Annotated in this window: 14 protein-coding genes; 10 read left to right on the plus strand and 4 right to left on the minus strand. The window is 52.1% G+C overall.

The genetic code is table 11. The features are described from left to right. Positions 1–48: 48 nt before the first annotated feature. The 5 genes from ACI4N7_RS07090 to ACI4N7_RS07110 all read left to right on the plus strand — a co-directional run bounded on the left by ACI4N7_RS07090 (position 49) and on the right by ACI4N7_RS07110 (position 4,531). A complete protein-coding gene (locus ACI4N7_RS07090; protein ID WP_439732653.1) occupies positions 49–999 on the plus strand; it encodes a homoserine O-succinyltransferase in 951 nt (316 codons plus the stop codon). A gap of 23 nt (positions 1,000–1,022) precedes the next feature. Then, positions 1,023–1,802, plus strand: a complete 780-nt coding sequence (locus ACI4N7_RS07095) for a basic amino acid ABC transporter substrate-binding protein (protein WP_439732654.1) — start codon at positions 1,023–1,025, stop codon at positions 1,800–1,802. Between the two features lie 127 nt (positions 1,803–1,929). After that, complete coding sequence (gene mmuM / locus ACI4N7_RS07100) at positions 1,930–2,862, plus strand: homocysteine S-methyltransferase (RefSeq protein ID WP_439732655.1); 933 nt, start codon at positions 1,930–1,932, stop codon at positions 2,860–2,862. Between the two features lie 107 nt (positions 2,863–2,969). Continuing rightward, entirely contained in the window at positions 2,970–3,272 is a 303-nt protein-coding gene (locus ACI4N7_RS07105; protein WP_439732656.1) for a hypothetical protein, read from the plus strand. Between the two features lie 431 nt (positions 3,273–3,703). Beyond that, a complete protein-coding gene (locus ACI4N7_RS07110) occupies positions 3,704–4,531 on the plus strand; it encodes a MetQ/NlpA family ABC transporter substrate-binding protein (protein ID WP_439732657.1) in 828 nt (275 codons plus the stop codon). Between the two features lie 98 nt (positions 4,532–4,629). Here the strand turns inward: ACI4N7_RS07110 and ACI4N7_RS07115 are convergent, their stop codons facing one another. Then, positions 4,630–5,274 (minus strand): nitroreductase family protein, encoded by a 645-nt coding sequence (locus tag ACI4N7_RS07115; RefSeq protein ID WP_439732658.1) that lies wholly within the window; start codon positions 5,272–5,274, stop codon positions 4,630–4,632. 354 nt (positions 5,275–5,628) lie between these two features. On the opposite strand from ACI4N7_RS07115, the gene ACI4N7_RS07120 reads away from it, so the two are divergent. The 3 genes from ACI4N7_RS07120 to ACI4N7_RS07130 all read left to right on the plus strand — a co-directional run bounded on the left by ACI4N7_RS07120 (position 5,629) and on the right by ACI4N7_RS07130 (position 7,086). Continuing rightward, a complete protein-coding gene (locus ACI4N7_RS07120; protein WP_439732659.1) occupies positions 5,629–6,057 on the plus strand; it encodes a universal stress protein in 429 nt (142 codons plus the stop codon). A 68-nt stretch (positions 6,058–6,125) separates the two neighbouring features. Next, entirely contained in the window at positions 6,126–6,569 is a 444-nt protein-coding gene (locus tag ACI4N7_RS07125) for a universal stress protein (RefSeq protein WP_439732660.1), read from the plus strand. A gap of 34 nt (positions 6,570–6,603) precedes the next feature. Beyond that, on the plus strand, positions 6,604–7,086 hold the full coding sequence (locus tag ACI4N7_RS07130; RefSeq protein WP_439732661.1) for an MlaD family protein: 483 nt from the start codon (positions 6,604–6,606) through the stop codon (positions 7,084–7,086). Between the two features lie 144 nt (positions 7,087–7,230). Here the strand turns inward: ACI4N7_RS07130 and ACI4N7_RS07135 are convergent, their stop codons facing one another. Next, the gene (locus ACI4N7_RS07135) at positions 7,231–7,821 is read right to left on the minus strand and encodes a nitroreductase family protein (protein ID WP_439732662.1); all 591 of its coding nucleotides are present in this window, start codon (positions 7,819–7,821) and stop codon (positions 7,231–7,233) included. 483 nt (positions 7,822–8,304) lie between these two features. On the opposite strand from ACI4N7_RS07135, the gene ACI4N7_RS07140 reads away from it, so the two are divergent. Further along, complete coding sequence (locus ACI4N7_RS07140) at positions 8,305–10,404, plus strand: McrB family protein (protein ID WP_439732663.1); 2,100 nt, start codon at positions 8,305–8,307, stop codon at positions 10,402–10,404. Continuing rightward, on the plus strand, positions 10,388–12,139 hold the full coding sequence (locus ACI4N7_RS07145) for a DUF2357 domain-containing protein (protein ID WP_439732664.1): 1,752 nt from the start codon (positions 10,388–10,390) through the stop codon (positions 12,137–12,139). Before ACI4N7_RS07140 ends, ACI4N7_RS07145 begins: the two co-directional genes overlap by 17 nt. A 101-nt stretch (positions 12,140–12,240) precedes the next feature. On the opposite strand, the gene ACI4N7_RS07150 is transcribed toward ACI4N7_RS07145, so the two are convergent. Next, positions 12,241–13,896, minus strand: coding sequence for an ABC transporter ATP-binding protein (locus tag ACI4N7_RS07150; protein WP_439732665.1), 1,656 nt, complete (start codon positions 13,894–13,896; stop codon positions 12,241–12,243). A gap of 87 nt (positions 13,897–13,983) precedes the next feature. After that, positions 13,984–15,717: an ABC transporter ATP-binding protein gene (locus ACI4N7_RS07155; protein ID WP_439732666.1), complete on the minus strand. Its 1,734-nt coding sequence runs from the start codon at positions 15,715–15,717 to the stop codon at positions 13,984–13,986. Between the last annotated feature and the right edge of the window lie 515 nt (positions 15,718–16,232).

The raw sequence follows: 16,232 nt of genomic DNA on the forward strand, positions 1-16,232 counted from the left end.
ATTTTTTTATTGCACCGCATCGGTGCTGCCGTAAGGAGGTTCATTATTTTGCCGATTAAAATTGCAGATGGACTTGACGCCATTACAGAACTGAAAAAGGAAGGCATTGTGACCATCGGGGAGGAACGGGCGCGAACCCAGGATATCCGTCCATTGAAGATTCTCATCCTGAATCTCATGCCCATCAAGAAACCGACGGAAGTGCAGCTTCTCCGCCTTCTGGGGGATACACCGCTGCAGCTGGATGTGGACTTTGCCCGGATTGCATCCAGGGAAACCACCCATACGGATAAATCCTATCTGGATGAAAATTACCTGACCTTTGAGGACATTAAGGACAGAAAATACGACGGTTTTATTATTACCGGGGCGCCGGTGGAAAAAATCCCCTATGAGGAAGTGGACTACTGGCCGGAAATGCTGCAGTATTTCAACTGGGCTGACACCCATGTATTCTCCACCCTCCATTTCTGCTGGGCGGCCCAGGCAGGCCTGTACCGGGATTACGGTGTGGAAAAGCGGATCCTTCCGCGGAAGCTGTTCGGCATTTACCAGTACAACCTCACCCTGGCCTACCATCCGCTGCTTCGGGGTTTTGATGACCGCTACTTTATTCCCCAGTCCCGCCACACCTCCATTGATGACAGAAAAGTGGATTCGGTGCCGGAGCTTACGGTGCTTTCCCGCTCTGAGGAAAACGGCATCAATATTATTTCCGATAAGGAATCCCGCCGCATTTTCGTGCTGGGCCACTTTGAATACGACCTTCGCACCCTGGAATGGGAATACAAGAGAGACCGGGAAAAGGGCCTGCCCATCCGCCTGCCGGAAAATTACTATCCCTATGATGATCCCCAGGAAAAACCCCGGTTCGTATGGTGCAGCTACGCCCATCTTTTCTATCATAACTGGCTGAATTTCGTGTATCAGGAAACGCCGTACAGTCTGGATAACCTGATGCCCTTCAATGTGCATAATCCCCTGCACGGGAAAGAATAAACGGCAGAGATAGGAGAATTGATATGAAAAAACTATTTCTTTTTCTGGCCCTGCTTCTTGGTATCACGGCAGGACTGGCCGGCTGCGGAGAGCAGAAGCAGGAATCGGGAGTGCTCCGGGTAGGCATGGATGCAGCTTATCCTCCTTTCGGTTTCCAGAATATGGATACCAAAGCCTATGAAGGTTTTGACGTGGATATCATCAAAGCCATCGCCAGGGAAGAAGGGCTTTCTGCAGACATCCGGAACGTCAATTTTGACGGCCTGATTCCTGCCCTGAAGTCAGGAGATCTGGATGTGGCCATTAATGATATTACCGTCACGGAAGACAGAAAGCAGTCCGTAGATTTTTCAAAGCCCTACTACATTGCCGGTCTCGGGGTGGTGGTGAGAAGCGAAAATGAATCCATCCGTTCCAAAGAGGACCTGAAAGGAAAGGTTCTGGGCGTTACCATCGGCTCCACCGGAGAGGAAGCGGCTCGCAAAATCGAAGGGGCTACTGTGAGAACCTACAGCACACTGAGCGATGCCTTCCTGGATTTGAAGCAGGGAGCCGTGGATGCGGTGATCAATGATATTCCCACCAATGAATACTACACCGCCAGGACGGAAGACCACTCCGTCAAAACGGCGCCGGTGGCTCTGTCTACAGAAAATCTGGCTATTGCTGTCAAAAAAGGAAATACAAAACTTCTCGGCCAGATAGATGATGGCCTTTCCAAAATCAAGAAATCCGGGGAGTTTACAGAGATTTACAGGAAATGGTTTGGAAAGGAACCGCCGGAGGAAATAGTCAGACAGTGAGGCAGCGGCGGTGTCCGGCTGCTTTTCCGAGCTGACACCTGACAAACTGCCGGGAAACCTTCGGGGCGAAAGCCTGTCAAATGTTGGAACCTTCTGCGCCGGAAGGGCGCGGAGTAAAGGAGTCATTATGATAGAAGAAATCTTGAAAAAATATCCATTCATCGTGCTGGACGGTGCCTTTTCCACGGAACTGGAAAGGCAGGGCTTTTCCATTAACGATGAACTCTGGAGTGCCATTGCCCTGTATCAGAAACCGGATATGGTCAAGGCGGTTCACCGGTCCTATTACGAAGCGGGAAGTGATATCGTCACCAGCGCCAGCTACCAGGCTACGCTGGAAGGATTTGAGAAAAAGGGATTCAGCCGGGAAGAGGGGAAAGAACTTCTGATCCGCTCGGTGAGACTGGTACAGGAAGCTAGAGATGAATACCTGGAACATGCGAAGGCGGAAACCAGGCCGGTGCCTCTGACAGCTGCTTCCATAGGGCCTTATGGGGCCTACCTGGCAGACGGCAGCGAATACCGGGGCCATTATGGCATAACCAGAGCGGAACTGGCTGATTTTCATCGGGAACGCATGCATATCCTGGCAGGAGGGGGTCCGGATATTTTTGCCTGTGAAACCATTCCCTGTCTGGAAGAAGCGCTGGCGGAGACGGATGTGCTGAAGGAAATCGAAGGGGCTGAAGCCTGGGTATCCTTCTCCTGCCGGGATGGACTGCACACCTGCGGCGATGACTATATCGGAGATTGCGCCAAAGCACTGGACGCCGTTCCGCAGGTCAGGGCCATAGGGGTGAACTGCACGGCGCCGGAGTATGTGGAATCTCTTATTTCAGAAATCAGAAAGTACACGGATAAGCCGGTGGTGGTATACCCCAATTCCGGAGAGCAGTATGACCCGGAAAGCAAGACCTGGCACGGCGCTTCTGCTGAATATGCGGATTTTGTCAGAATCTGGCAGAAGGCCGGAGCCCGGCTGATCGGCGGCTGCTGCCGCACCACGCCGGAAGATATCAGGAAGGTGGCGGCATTCAGAAAGGAACTGATGGGAGAATAGACAGAGGAGCGGCGGAGCCGTACGTTTCCTTTGAACCCCTTTCTTTCATCATGTATAATAAAGCCATCATGAAAGTATGTTGCTTATGTTGAAGGAGCAGTGAAAATATGCAGGGCGGCGACGCGGACGAATTTATTGATTATATGAACGACGGAGAGGCTTCCGTGCGGCACCGGGGCTATGTGTACCGTTTTTCCGGGCTCAAGTTTCACCCCGGCAGGAATACCTACAGCCTCAGTGTGGAAAAATACCGTTTTTCCAAAGAGCCCTTTGAGGAATTTATGGAACTGGTGTATTACTATGAGTCGGAAGATGCAGAAGATGTGCTGGACCATCTCACCGAAGACATCCTGTGGGACGGAAAGACTTTCTATGAGCTGGAAAAAGCACTCACCTGGATCGACTGGTAATGGGAAGCTGCGGGAATGCCCACTGCTCTGCAGCAGAGGATTTCTTCAGAACTTTGGCAAAGAGAAGCACCTTTCGGGAAATTTTTCTTGACTTGTGGATTTCTCAATGATATAGTTAATGCAACTTCATAAAGGCAGTGAAGAGAAGAGTACATGAAACAATCCGGCCAAGAGAGCCCCGTCCGGTGAAAAGGGGTGCGGAAGGTTTGATGGAAGATGGCCTCTGAGCCTGGTGCGCTGAATGATGAGGCGGCCCGGGAGCTCCCGTTACAGAGACAGGGTATCAAGGCGGCAGCCGGCGTACCTTATGAGATCGGTGAAGCGATTCACCGGTGAAATTGGGTGGTAACACGGTCCTCCGTCCCTTTCGGGATGGAGGATTTTTGTTTTGCTGTATGAATTTTTATAAGACAGGATCAGGAGGTTTTATTATGAACTGGAAGAAAACATTAGCACTTTCCCTGGCAGCACTGGCTGTGGCCGGCGCTATTTCCGGCTGCGGCGGCAGCGACAAGAAGGATGCCAAGGCTCCGGCGGAAAAGAAGGAAATCACTGTAGGCATTACACCGGGGTATTCTGAGCAGGTGATGGAATTTGTGGCTAAGGAAGCAGAAAAACAGGGACTGAAGGTGACGCTGAAATCCTTCTCTGATTATGTCACTCCTGACCAGGCCTTGGCTGCCGGAGACATCGATCTCAACTCTTTTCAGCACGGTCCGTTCCTGGAAGCCTTTAATGAAAAGAACGGCACCAAGCTGGTTTCCATTGGAAATACCTACCTGGCTCCTCTTCGCATTTACTCCAGCAAACTGACGGATATCAAAGATGTGCCGGACGGCGCTAAGGTATCCATCCCCAATGATCCCTCCAACGGCGGCCGTGCCCTGCTTCTTCTGGATCATCAGGGCCTGCTGAAGCTGAAGGAAGGCACGGATCCGACCAAGGCTGTGGTAGGAGATATTGCGGAAAATCCGAAGAACCTGCAGATTATCGAACTGGAAGCAGCCCAGCTGCCCCGTTCCCTGGATGATGTATCCATTGCGGTCATCAATGCGGGCTATGCAAAGTCTGCCGGACTGGACTCCAAGAAAGCACTGGCTACCGAAGACAATACATCTCCCTATGTCAACATTATTGCAGCCCGTGAACAGGACAAGGATAATCCGACCTATCAGAAATTTGTCAAGATTTTCCAGAGCGACGCTGTAAAGAAATATATTAATGACAACTTCAGCGACGGACTGATTCCTGCTTTCTAAAAAATAATAAAAAAACAGCGCTCCAGGCGCTGTTTTTTTATTTCATCGGAAAAGGTAGGTATATAAAAACTGCCGGGCCTGTGCCCGGCAGGGGATGCTTACTGTTCTCCGCTGATCATGGCTTTCCATTCATCCGGATAGTCGCCGCGGTATTCCACCACCTGCTCCAGCGGTTTTCTGGGCAGGGGACGGACTTCCTTATCGGTATAGCCGAAGGCAATGGCAGCCACCATTTCGCCGTCTTCATGAAGCCATTCTTTCAGCTCATCATAAGCAAAGAAGACATTGCAGGTCCAGAGGCTTCCGATATTCCTGTCAGCGGCTTCCAGGCACATGTTCTGGATGGCAGCGCTGATGGACTGGACGTCGGCCAGCTCCATAAGGTACTGGTCCCGGGGATGAGTTTCCCGATAATTCAGGCCTTTGGTGTTCAGAACGAAAACGATGACCGGCGCCTGTTCCAGCACCCGGGCGGTGTAAATGGCGGAAGGAATGAATTTTTCATATTTCTTGCCGAAAAGGGCATTGTCTTCTCCCTTCCTGTTTTTCATGATGCCTTCCTTCAGGCATTTCACCATGGCCTTTCGTTCTGCTCCGCGGACAACAATGAATTTCCAGGGCTGGGCATTCTTTTCGGAGGGGGCCCACATGCCTGCTTCCAGGATCTGGTCTAAATCTTCCTGGGGAACAGGCTTCTGCAGGAAATGACGTATACTTCTTCTTTTATAAATCGCTTCAATCACAGTGGTATTCCTTTCAATGCATAAGTTTATGTTTTGGGTATGACTGCATAAAAGAAATTATATGCAATTTTGCCAGATAAAGCAAGTCTTTTTAGACTGGCGGTCATATCGACAGGCATGAAAATCATCAGGCACCTGCAGGAAGCGGGTTATAGATATCGGGAGCTGACAACATCTGCTATAATAAAGGAAATGAAGCAGTGAAGGAATGGCAGGATTTGTATTCCATAAGGACGGTCGGACTTCCCGGGCAGCGGGCTGCTTTTCCTGCAGGGAATGCCGGATCGGACATGGAATCCATCAGTGCTTCTTCAGAAAATTATGGAAAAGTGTCTGTCCAAAGGAGGTCTTATTATGGAGATCAAAAAAATACTCGTTCCCATTGACGGCTCCGATGCTTCGGAGAGAGCCTTTTCGTATGCCGTGGCTTTTGCCAGAAAAACGGCAGCAGAAATTGTTCTTCTCTATGTCGTGGATGCAGATACCCTCATATATCCGGTATACCGTGTCAGCCTGGTGGAAACAGACACGGCTTCTGTGAAGGAGAAGGGGGAGGAAATTCTGGCCCTTTATGCAAAGGATGCACCGGCAGATGTGAAGGTGAACCGACTGGTGACCATCGGCGTGCCCGGCTCTTCCATTATTCGTACGGCGGAAGCGGAGGGCGCTGACATGATCATCATGGGCAACAGCGGCAAGGGCTCTGTTTCTTCCTTTGTCATGGGCAGTGTAAGCCATTACACCGTGCACCATGCAAAATGCCCGGTATTGATTGTAAAGTAAGTACAGCCTGTTTCTGAAATGGTTGAGCGGCCGGATAATCAATGCCGCTGCAGAAAGAAGGGGTTTTTATGATCGATAGAGAAATACACAAGATCCTGATTCCGGTGGATGACTCGAAAATGTCGGATCGGGCTTTTGACTATGGCATGGAAATAGCCAAGCTGTTCGACGCCGATGTGAGTGTGATTTATGTGGCTCATTCGGAAAGCATGAGCTCTCCGGATTTCACTGTCCATTTCAATGAAAAGAATGATGATACCAGCCCGCTGAAGGAAAAGGGCGCCGCCGTGCTGGCTCGGCTGATGGAAAGGGTGCCTGAAGGGGTGAAGGTGAAACAGGAGCTTCTCCTGGGATCGCCGGAGGTCATGATTGCTCTCACTGCGGAAGATGAGGGAGTGGATCTGATTATCATGGGCAGCAGCGGACGGAATTCCTTCTCCTCCATGTTCCTTGGCAGCGTGAGCTACTATACGGTTCATCATGTGAAATGCCCGGTTATGCTGATTAAGTAGGAGGAATGCTCTTTAACGGACGGGAGGCGTAGAAATGAGCCGGGAGACGAAAATAGGGATTGCGGTTTTTATCCTTCTGCTCTTTATCGGCACGGCCGGCTTGTTTCTTGAACCTTTTCACTGGCTGCACCGGGATACCTACGAGGTGCATGCGGTTTTTGACAATGCCCAGGGCATCAGGGAAAAGGCCCAGGTGCTCTATGCCGGCGTATATGTGGGCAATGTCCGCAGGATCCGTGTAAAGGACGGGAAAGCAATCCTGGATCTGGATATTAAGGAGAAGACGGTGATTCCGGAGGATGCCCGGTTCACCATTGACAGCTCCGGCGTAGTAGGCGATCTTTATGTGAAGATTTCCGGCGGCCGTCCGGGGAGCCGCATCCTTTCTGACGGGATGACGGTGCAGGAATACAGGAATGACCGGATGGATGAGCTGATGAATAAAGCCGGAAAGCTGATGGATACGGCTAAAAGCGTACAGGAAAATATAGAGGGCCTCCGAGACGGCGGAAAGTAGCGCCGGCAAAGCGCAGATGCTCCGGATACCGGATTTCATTTGACCTTTTTTCTCTGCTGTGCAGGAAAGCAGGGAATATAAAAAGCATAGGCTCCATAAAAAAAGCACGGTCTCTGCAGACCGTGCTTTTCGTTTCTTCCGGGTTCAGTCTCTGACTTCGATAACCTCGTTTTCGCTCTTCCTTGCCAGAGGGCAGGGGTTGTGGTTCGGGTAGCCGAAGGACATGGCCATAACCATTTCTCCTTCGCCCAGCCAGTCGTGAAGTTCTTCGTAGGCAAAGAAAATATTTCCGATCCAAAGGCTCCCGATGCCCATGGATTCTGCCTGGAGAGCCATGTTTTCCGCAGCGGCGCCGATGGCCTGCACATCGGAAAGTTCATGAATCTTTTCGGCGGCAGTCCAGTTGTCGGTGAGGGGACGGCCTGTGGGGTTGACGATGAAAACAAGGACCGGTGCCTGTTCCATGCATTTCAGGGTGAAGCGGGCGTTGGTAAAGAGCTCCGGTGCGCCGGCCAGAACGCCTTCTCCCTTTTCTGATTTTTCAATGCCCTTTTCCATCAGGGCCAGGGCGGTTTTCTTGCTTTCTCCCTTGACCACGATGAACTTCCAGGGCTGGCGGTTTTTGGCAGAAGGAGCCCACATGCCTGCACGAAGGATTTCCCGCATGTCTACCTTGGAAATGTCAGTGTTCTTGAAGAAACGGACGCTTCTTCTTTTGAAAATCAGATTGTACATAGTATTTCCACCTTTCCAGTTTTTATCTTCCTGTTAGAATCATACCGCTTTTATTATACACCGTTTTACAGGTTTGGTGTGAAAAAAGTCGTTTCCCGCAGGTGGTGAGAGCTTCGGCATCCTGCTCAGCAGCGCCTGTTTTGAGCCATTTTTCTGTGCCCTGTTTCCTGTCCTTAAAGGGTATGTTAAAATATAGGAAATCCCTAAAAATGTCATTTTAGGGAGGGCCGCAGGCCGTTTTATAAGCCGTACAGCCGGCGCGAAAAGAGTTTTCGCAAGCTGAGGGAGGATCTTCCTCCATGAGTTGATACGAAAGATTTTTCGTACAGGATTTTAGGGAATGCTGATATGCCGATTGGATTCAGTCATGGATTTTTATGGGGGTTTTGGACCGCATAAAAATCAAAGGATGAGGAAAAAGACAGAAGATGCTGGTTTTCCTGACGGATACATATCAGTCCCCTGGAAAGAAGGAAATTGAATATGGGGAATTATAATTCAAATTACGGGAGTTCTGACAGTTCTTTTTTTGCACTCCGCCAGGCTGACGGTAAGGTGCTTGGCCGTGTCCGCCCGGGAGTGAAGCTGTCTACGCCGCAGCCGGGAGTGAAGGATTACCGTTTTTTTGTGGATCCGCTCTCCCCGCTGCCCAAGGGATTTGAAGAATCGGAAAAGCATGGATTTACAGGATTTATGAGCCGTATCGGCTGCGGGTACAATGCTTTTGCCAATGAAGCGGATGCCCTGAATTATTTAAAGACCGTTTTCGGTGATGCATTCGTCACCTTTACGCCGGCCATCCGGAATAATAAGTTTTTTGTGCTGGATGATATGCAGCTGGAAGGCAGGACGCCTTTCATGGATGTGGATACCCATTTTTATCCCATTCCCGCTTTCGGCACCGTAGACCAGCCGCCCTTTTCCGGGGATATCAACAAGTTCTGCAGCCATATTCTGAATGGAAAGCCGCTGCCCGGCCTTTCCAAGAAATACTGGAATAATGATATACAGCCCCGGGTAATTATGGCAGCCACCAGAAATTTTGAGGGAAAGATCGGCCCCTGGGTGGTGTTTGCACCCCTCTATGACGATGCCTTTGACTCCACCGTTATCGGAGAAGGAGGCGCCTACTTCCATGTGAAGAACAATGGACCTCTGGGCTATGGAGTCGTGGACTTCAAAAATTCGGAACTCTTTTCCCATATCCTGCGCTGCACCCATTCGCCCCTGTGGTTCGTGCCGGAGGAATTTATCCCCGATTTCCGGCTGAAGCTGAAGCCGGTGCCGGCAGACGGCGACCTGCTTGCAGACAGCGGCGTGCTGGTGAATCCTTTCTCCTCCCAGGACAGCATCATCCTTTCGGAAGAAGGAAATTCATTGGAAGGGAAAAAATTCAGAGAAGAGGATATGGAGGAACTGATCCGGAGTCTTACATCGAAAGAAGAGAAGAAGCCGGTTAATGACGGAGAAGAGGAAATCACTTCCGAAGAAAAAGAAAGGCCGCTGGATGAGGCGGGCTTCCTGGAAAGACTGTCAGAAGCAGCAGAACGGTCCGGCCTTCTTTACGCAGAGGAAGACCTCATCAACTTTCATATTTCCCTTAAATCGTCCCGCCTGACCATCCTGGCAGGAATGAGCGGCACCGGCAAATCGGGACTGGTGCGCCTTTACGGAAGAGCCCTGGGCCTTCCGGAAGAACAGGTGCGCTTCCTTGCCGTGCGTCCTTCCTGGATGGATGACGGAGACATCCTGGGATATGTGGATGTGAAGAATATGGTATACCGCAGTGCGGATACGGGACTGGCGGAATTTCTGGCGGAAGCGGCAGCGCATCCGGAGAAGATGTACCTGATCTGCTTTGATGAAATGAATCTGGCCAGAGCAGAGCACTATTTTGCCCAGTTCATTTCCGTACTGGAAAAAGAGGAAAATCCGGTGATCTGCCTGTACAATCCATCCCTGAAGGGAAAGCTGTACAATGGAGAATCCTATCCGGCGGAAATCCCTGTGGGAAGGAATGTGCTCTTTACAGGGACGGTGAATGTGGATGAATCGACCTATCACTTTTCGGACAAGATTCTGGACAGGGCCAATGTGATTACCCTGCATCAGGGAAAGTTCCGCGACCTGCTCCAGCTGGGGAAGAAGGAAAAAATTGATTATCCGGAAATCCCGTCATCCCTCTTTGAAAGCTTCTGCCATGCGGACGGGCTGGGCCTTTCGGAAGAGGAACTGGATCTTCTGGACGCACTGAATGATGCTTTCCGGAAAAGCGGGATCCAGTGCGGCATCGGATTCCGTGTTGCCTGCCAGATGGGCCGGTATCTGGAAAATATACCGGAGGGACTCTCCTTTAACCGGGAAGAAGGGCTGGATGCCCAGGTGGTGCAGCGCATACTGACCAAGCTTCGGGGCTCTTCCCAGCAGCTCAGCACCCTGGTGTCCACCAATGACAAGGGAGAGCTGACCGGCTCCCTTCTGGATGTGCTGAACCGCTTCCATGGACTTTCTCCATTCACTTCAGCCCGCAGCGTGCTGGAAGAAAAAGCCAGGGAGCTGAAACTCTATGACTACACCATCTAAGCTGCCCTTCAGCCTGTCCTTTTCCGGCGGCTGGGATAAAGGGACACATCCTTTTACCCGGTTCACGGAAAATCCGTCGGAGCTGGGGGAAGATATGATGCCGGGGCTGACGCTGACGGAAAACCAGGACATTTATGTCCGCTTTGACGGGCCTAAAGGATTCCGCTTTACCATGGACGGACTGGATGTGGTCACCATTCCCGGACAGGAAAGAGAAAACGGGCAGACCTATATTGCCCCCTTCCGGCGGCAGGATCAGCCGCTTCTCCTTTTTGAAGGACAGGATTTTCCCCTGGTGCCGGGCTACTATGTGCTGACGGTGGAAGGAAACGGGAAAAGCTGGTACGGGATTATGGAAATTACGCCCAAGTACATGGGCAAACAGAGCTGGCAGGACATGCGGGACGAGCTGGCCGATGAAATCCGCACCCTGTCCTTTGATTTCATGAAAAAGAACATCCATATTTCCAAGGCATTGGAAGGGGCGCTGGGTCTCAGCACATCCATGCTCCTCCGCTTTTATACCATCAGCGATGAGTCGCCGGTGGTGCTGAATGTGCTGGATGAGCTTTCCCATACAGCCAACGCCCGTCTGGTACTGAAGCTGAAGCAGACCCGTCTGGAGGAGGGGCGCCGCATGGATCCCCATATCCGTCCCCAGCACGTGAAAGAAAGGACGGGCATGGGACGCATGCCTGCCCTGTATACGGAAATCACCAGAGATGTGGCGGAAAACCGCTTTGCCAAGTCCATTCTTCTGTCGCTGGACCGCATTCTGCAGCAGTTTCTGGAAGAAATCAGAGGCCCTGTGGAAAGGCTGGAGCGAAAGCAGGCGGAATTACGGAAATATACCCGGGGACTGGAATATAAAACCGGTGAAAAGGCGCTGTCCCGTCTCCGCCTGTATGAACAGCGGGCACGGCGCATTAAGAACAGCATCCGCCGCGTCTCTCTGGCGCCCTGGTTTGAAGAGGCCCGGGGCGAGATGCCCGGCGAAGTGCCTATGGCTGTTTTTATGGATCCAAGGTACAGCGTGCTCTACCGGCTGTATAAGAATCTCTCGGATCCGGCGGGAAGCCTGGATGTGTCCAGTTTCTACCAGTTCCAGTGGAAACGGACGGATAAACTGTATGAGCTGTGGGGCTTCCTCCAGTTCATCAAGGCGCTGACAGCGAAGGGCTGGGAGCTGGAGGAAGGCATTTCCGTCATTAAAGAGGAAGGACGGTACCGCCTGTCCAGTTTGGAGTCAGGTACGGAAATCAAGCTGCGGCGCGGCGGTGAGGAAGTGCATCTGACCTATGACGGAATTCTTCCTTCCTCTTCTTCGGAAACGGATCGGGAAAATCATCCTCTGTATACCAATAATTCCCACCGCCAGCCGGATCTCCGCCTGGATTATTACCGGGAGGGACTTTATTACGGCTCCCTGGTGGCGGATTTCAAATACAGGGATATTCTCTTCCTCTGGCAGGATGAAACAAGAAGCGCCAGCCTTCGCCGCCAGTTCAACGCGTACAGGGACATGAATACCCGGTTTTACCGGGATTATGATGAAACCTCTTCCCTCCGCGACAGCCGGCCGGTGAAGGAGGTATGGGCTCTGTTTCCCCGGGAGATTCCGGGAAGAAGTGATGAAGACTACAGCCTCCGCTTCATTCCTCTGGCGCCGGGACTCAAAAGCAACGGGCGTCTGGCGGAGGAACTGGAAACCTACCTGGCTTCCCTGCGGGAATGAAATGCAAAAAAAAAGAAAAAAGCGGCACCTTCTGCGGAAGGTGCCGCTTTTGCTGTGGGATAAAGAGATGTATTTTTTATGAGCGCCGCTGTTTTCGGCCCTTATGAATCAGTGCCCTTTCCTATCCAGAGGATGCGTCCTTTCCCGTTTATTTCCAGTCTGTGGGAGATGGAAAGCACGGTTCTCCGGCTGGAAGCCCGGGACAGGGCATCCAGTACCTTTTTCTCAGTAATGGAATCCAGGTGGGCATTCATTTCATCCAGGAGAAGGAGAGGCGGCTGGAAGACCATGGCCCGGGCAATGGCAAGGAGCTGGCGTTCGCCCTGGGAGAAAAGGCCTTCCTGAAACGGGGTATCCAGTTTCTGCGGAAGTTTCATGCAGGTTTCGTACAGTCCGGCAAGCTGGAGAGCCGGTTTTATTTTTTCATCAGTGACACGGGCATCGCCCAGGGTGAGCTGATCTCTCACCGTACCTTCCACCATGGGAATGGACTGAGTCACGATGCCGAAAATTTCCCGCCTTTTTTCCGGCGGCAGAGAAAGGGGATTCTTTCCGAACACCAGAATGCTTCCTTCATCCGGCGGATACAGTCCGGAAATCAGCTTGAAAAGGGTGCTCTTTCCGCTGCCTGTCCTTCCGGCAATGGTGATTTTTTCACCGGCGCGAAGAGTCAGGGAGAAATCCCTGAAAAGAGGATGCCCCTTTTCGTAGGCAAAGGAAAGGTGGCTGATGGCAAGGGGAATCGTTTCATCCCCTTCCTCCAGGGAAGGAGGCTCCATTTCTTTTTCTTCCAGAAAGTCCTGGATGCGGCGGGTGCCGGCCATGGCGGACTGGATATTTTCGATTTCCATGCCCATGCTCTCCAGCGGAGAAAAGATTTTTCCCACGTAGGCAATGAGAGCGGCGGCAGTGCCGGCGGTTATGCCGAAGAGAGAGGCCGAGTCGGGACTGCTGACGGACAGGACGGCCATAAGGGCGATGATGAGGGCACTGACGGTGATAATGATGGGAGAATAGATGGAGTCGTAGAAATTGGTTTTCTCCATGGCCTTGAAGCTCTGGATGATGGAGGAGCCGTATCTCTTTTTCATGAAATCTTCACAGCCTGTGAGATGAATGGTGCGGATATTGGCAGAGGTTTCCGGAATGATTTCATTGGTGGCTGCCACGGCCTGCCGGTTTTCCAGCTGGGCAGAAAGCATGCGCTTCTGGAAGGCGCGGGTCAGGCAGAAAAGAAGGGGAAGGGCCAGAAGGAGGATGATAAAAAGGCCGGGACTCAGGTAAAAGACGGCAGCCAGAATGGAAATCACGCGGCAGGCGTCAGCGGCCATGCTGATAATGCCGGAGTCGAAGAGGTCTTCTATGGTGTCTACATCATTGACGAAAAGGGATGTGACACGGCCTCCCTCGTGATGAATGAAGTAGGAGGCGGGAAGACGGTTCAGCTTGGCGGCCATGGTGTGCCGGATATGCCGGGTGACTGCCTGGCCGAAGCAGGTGATGAAGGACTCCCTGGCGGCATCGGAAAGGCCGGAAAGAGCGGTGAGGGAAAAATAAAGCAGCCCCCACAGAAGCAGGTGCCCCGTGGTCACGGTGCCGTCGGTCAGGGAATCAATGGCTCTCTGAAGCACCAGAGGCGGAAGGACGCCAAGGGTGAGGGACAGCAGAATGACTGCAAGCAGGGCGGCGGTAAGACGGGGATGGACAGAAATAGCGGAAAGAACAATCTGCTTCAAACTGTTTCGCTTTTCATGCATGGCATTTTCCTTTCAAAATCATGGACAGGCAGGATTTCTGCTATCTGTCCTTCGAACGGGACGGCTGTTTACGAAGTGCTGCAGGCTTCATGCGGGCGGGCTGCTTCTTTCTCCGGTCTGTATTTCCCAGAGCCGTCTGTATTCTTTGTTATGCGCCAGCAGCTCCTGATGAGTGGATGCGGTGACACGGCCGTCCTGCCCTATCCAGAGGACTTTGTCCAGCTGGGGGAAGGTGCGGAGGCGGTGAGAAATCAGAAGGATGATGGAATTCCGGCAAACGGAGGATAGACGGGTAAAAATGAGATCTTCCGTGGTATAGTCCACCGAGGCGAAGGGATCGTCCAGAATAAGGAGGGGACGTTTGTGATAGACCAGACGGGCAAGGACAAGGCGGGCTTTCTGTCCTCCGGAAAGCCGGACGCCGCCTTCACCGACAGCGGTTCTGATTCCTTCCGGGAAGGAGGAAATATCCTCGTCCAGACAGGAGGCCCACAGGGCTTCCTGCAGGTTTCCCGGCTTTCCCAGACGGATGTTGTCTTCCACGGAGGCGCTGAACAGTTCTGCTTCGTGGCCCATGTAGCCTATGAGAGACCGGGGAGATATATCCGATCCCAGTTCTTTTCCGCCCCAAAGAATGGAGCCTTCATGAGGGGATTCCATGAGGAAGATCCGGCCCAGCGTGGATTTTCCCGAGGCTGTTTCACCGGTGATGCCGATGATGTCTCCGGGGCGGGCGCTGAAGGAGCAGTCTCTGATGACGGGACGGCTGCCGCCGTCATAGGTAAAGGATACACGGCTTACGGTAAGAGAGGCAGGAGAAACGGGAGTGAAAGAGGGCGTATCTTCCGGAATCAGGTAGGAATGAATCCGCTGCCAGGAAACTTCCGCTTTCTGCAGGGCGTTGAAAAGGTGGGCCGCATGGGAGGCCTTGACTGCCAGCCGGGTAAAGCAGGCAAGATAGGCGGCAAAGGCGGCGATATTCCAGGTTTCCCATCCAAGGCCCATTACGTTTTTTCCGCCCAGCCAGAGGATGAACAGGGAGCCGGTCATGGCGATGACCTGGTACAGAGGCTCCATCGTATTTTCCCACAGGCCGGAATGGATCCGCTTTTTCTCGTAATCGGCGAGGAGCCGCTCATACCGGCCGTTCTGCGTTTTTTCTTCCCCGAAAAGACGGTAGGCCATGGCATTCTGGATACGGTCCATGGTACCGGCGGCCAGCTGCCCGGCGGATTCTCTGGATTTTCTGCTGGCGGTGGTGACCGCCTTTTTCAGTCTGTCTGCCAGAAAATAGGCAGCCGGCGGGAAAAGGAGCACCAGAAAGGTCAGACGCCAGTCATAGTAGAAAAGCATGGCGCTGTAGGCTGCCATGGCTATGCCGGTATCAAAAACTTCCGTGGTAAATTTCCGCATGCCTTCGGCGCAGGCATCCACATCAGAAATCACCCGGGTCATCAGATTCCCTGCTCCCTGTCCCTGCAGCTCCTGACGGCTTCTGGCAAGGAGGCGGACATAAATGATTTCCTTCATGGAAAGGCCGGTATGATTGGCAAAACGGCGTACGTAAAGCCGCTTGACATACCGCATGGCCTGTACAAAAAGAATGGCAAGCACGTAGCAGAGAGCAAGGAGCACCATATCAGAGGGCCGGCGGAGGCCCTCCAGGATATCTGCTATGTACTGGGACAGCTGCCCTTCAAACCAGGGAGTCAGAACCAGCCCCAGATTGTATAAAAGACCGCTGACGGTAGTGACAGCCAGCACCTTTTTCTCCTTCAGAAAATAATAGGATACCCTGTCGGTTCGTAGCCTTTCTGCCATATGTTTTCCTCCCTGCCGTAATGATACTTTTATTATAAAATAGGAGGAGAGGGAAAGAGTTAAAGAAATCTTAAATCTGCAGAAGGGGAAGAAAGAAAAAGCTTTCCGCACCCCTGTTTTTGGAAGGGAGGAACCTCGGGCAAGTGCGGATTTTCGCATTTCTTTTCGGAGAAAAGGAAAAAATCCCCTTTACAAATGGGGAAAGTGCATGTATACTATTCTCAACTTCAATTTTTGAATAAAGCTTTACAGCACAGCTTGTGCATAAAAGACAAGGAACGGAAGCGAGTGATACGGTTTCCTCTCAGAGAGCTGCCGGAAGGTGGAAGACAGCAGGAGATCCTCACAGAGTCGTCCGCAAGTCCTGTATCTGAACCGAGTAGGATATGGCGTTTGGCACCGTTACAAGGCCGCATGAGTATAGTGCGAGGTGGTACCGCGTAGGTGTTACGCCCTGGTTGATTTTTATCAATCAGGGCGTTTTTTGTAGTATGGCAGAGGTTCCGGGCTTGATT

This window comes from Dialister sp., from assembly GCF_051885895.1.
GTDB lineage: Bacteria > Bacillota > Negativicutes > Veillonellales > Dialisteraceae > Dialister.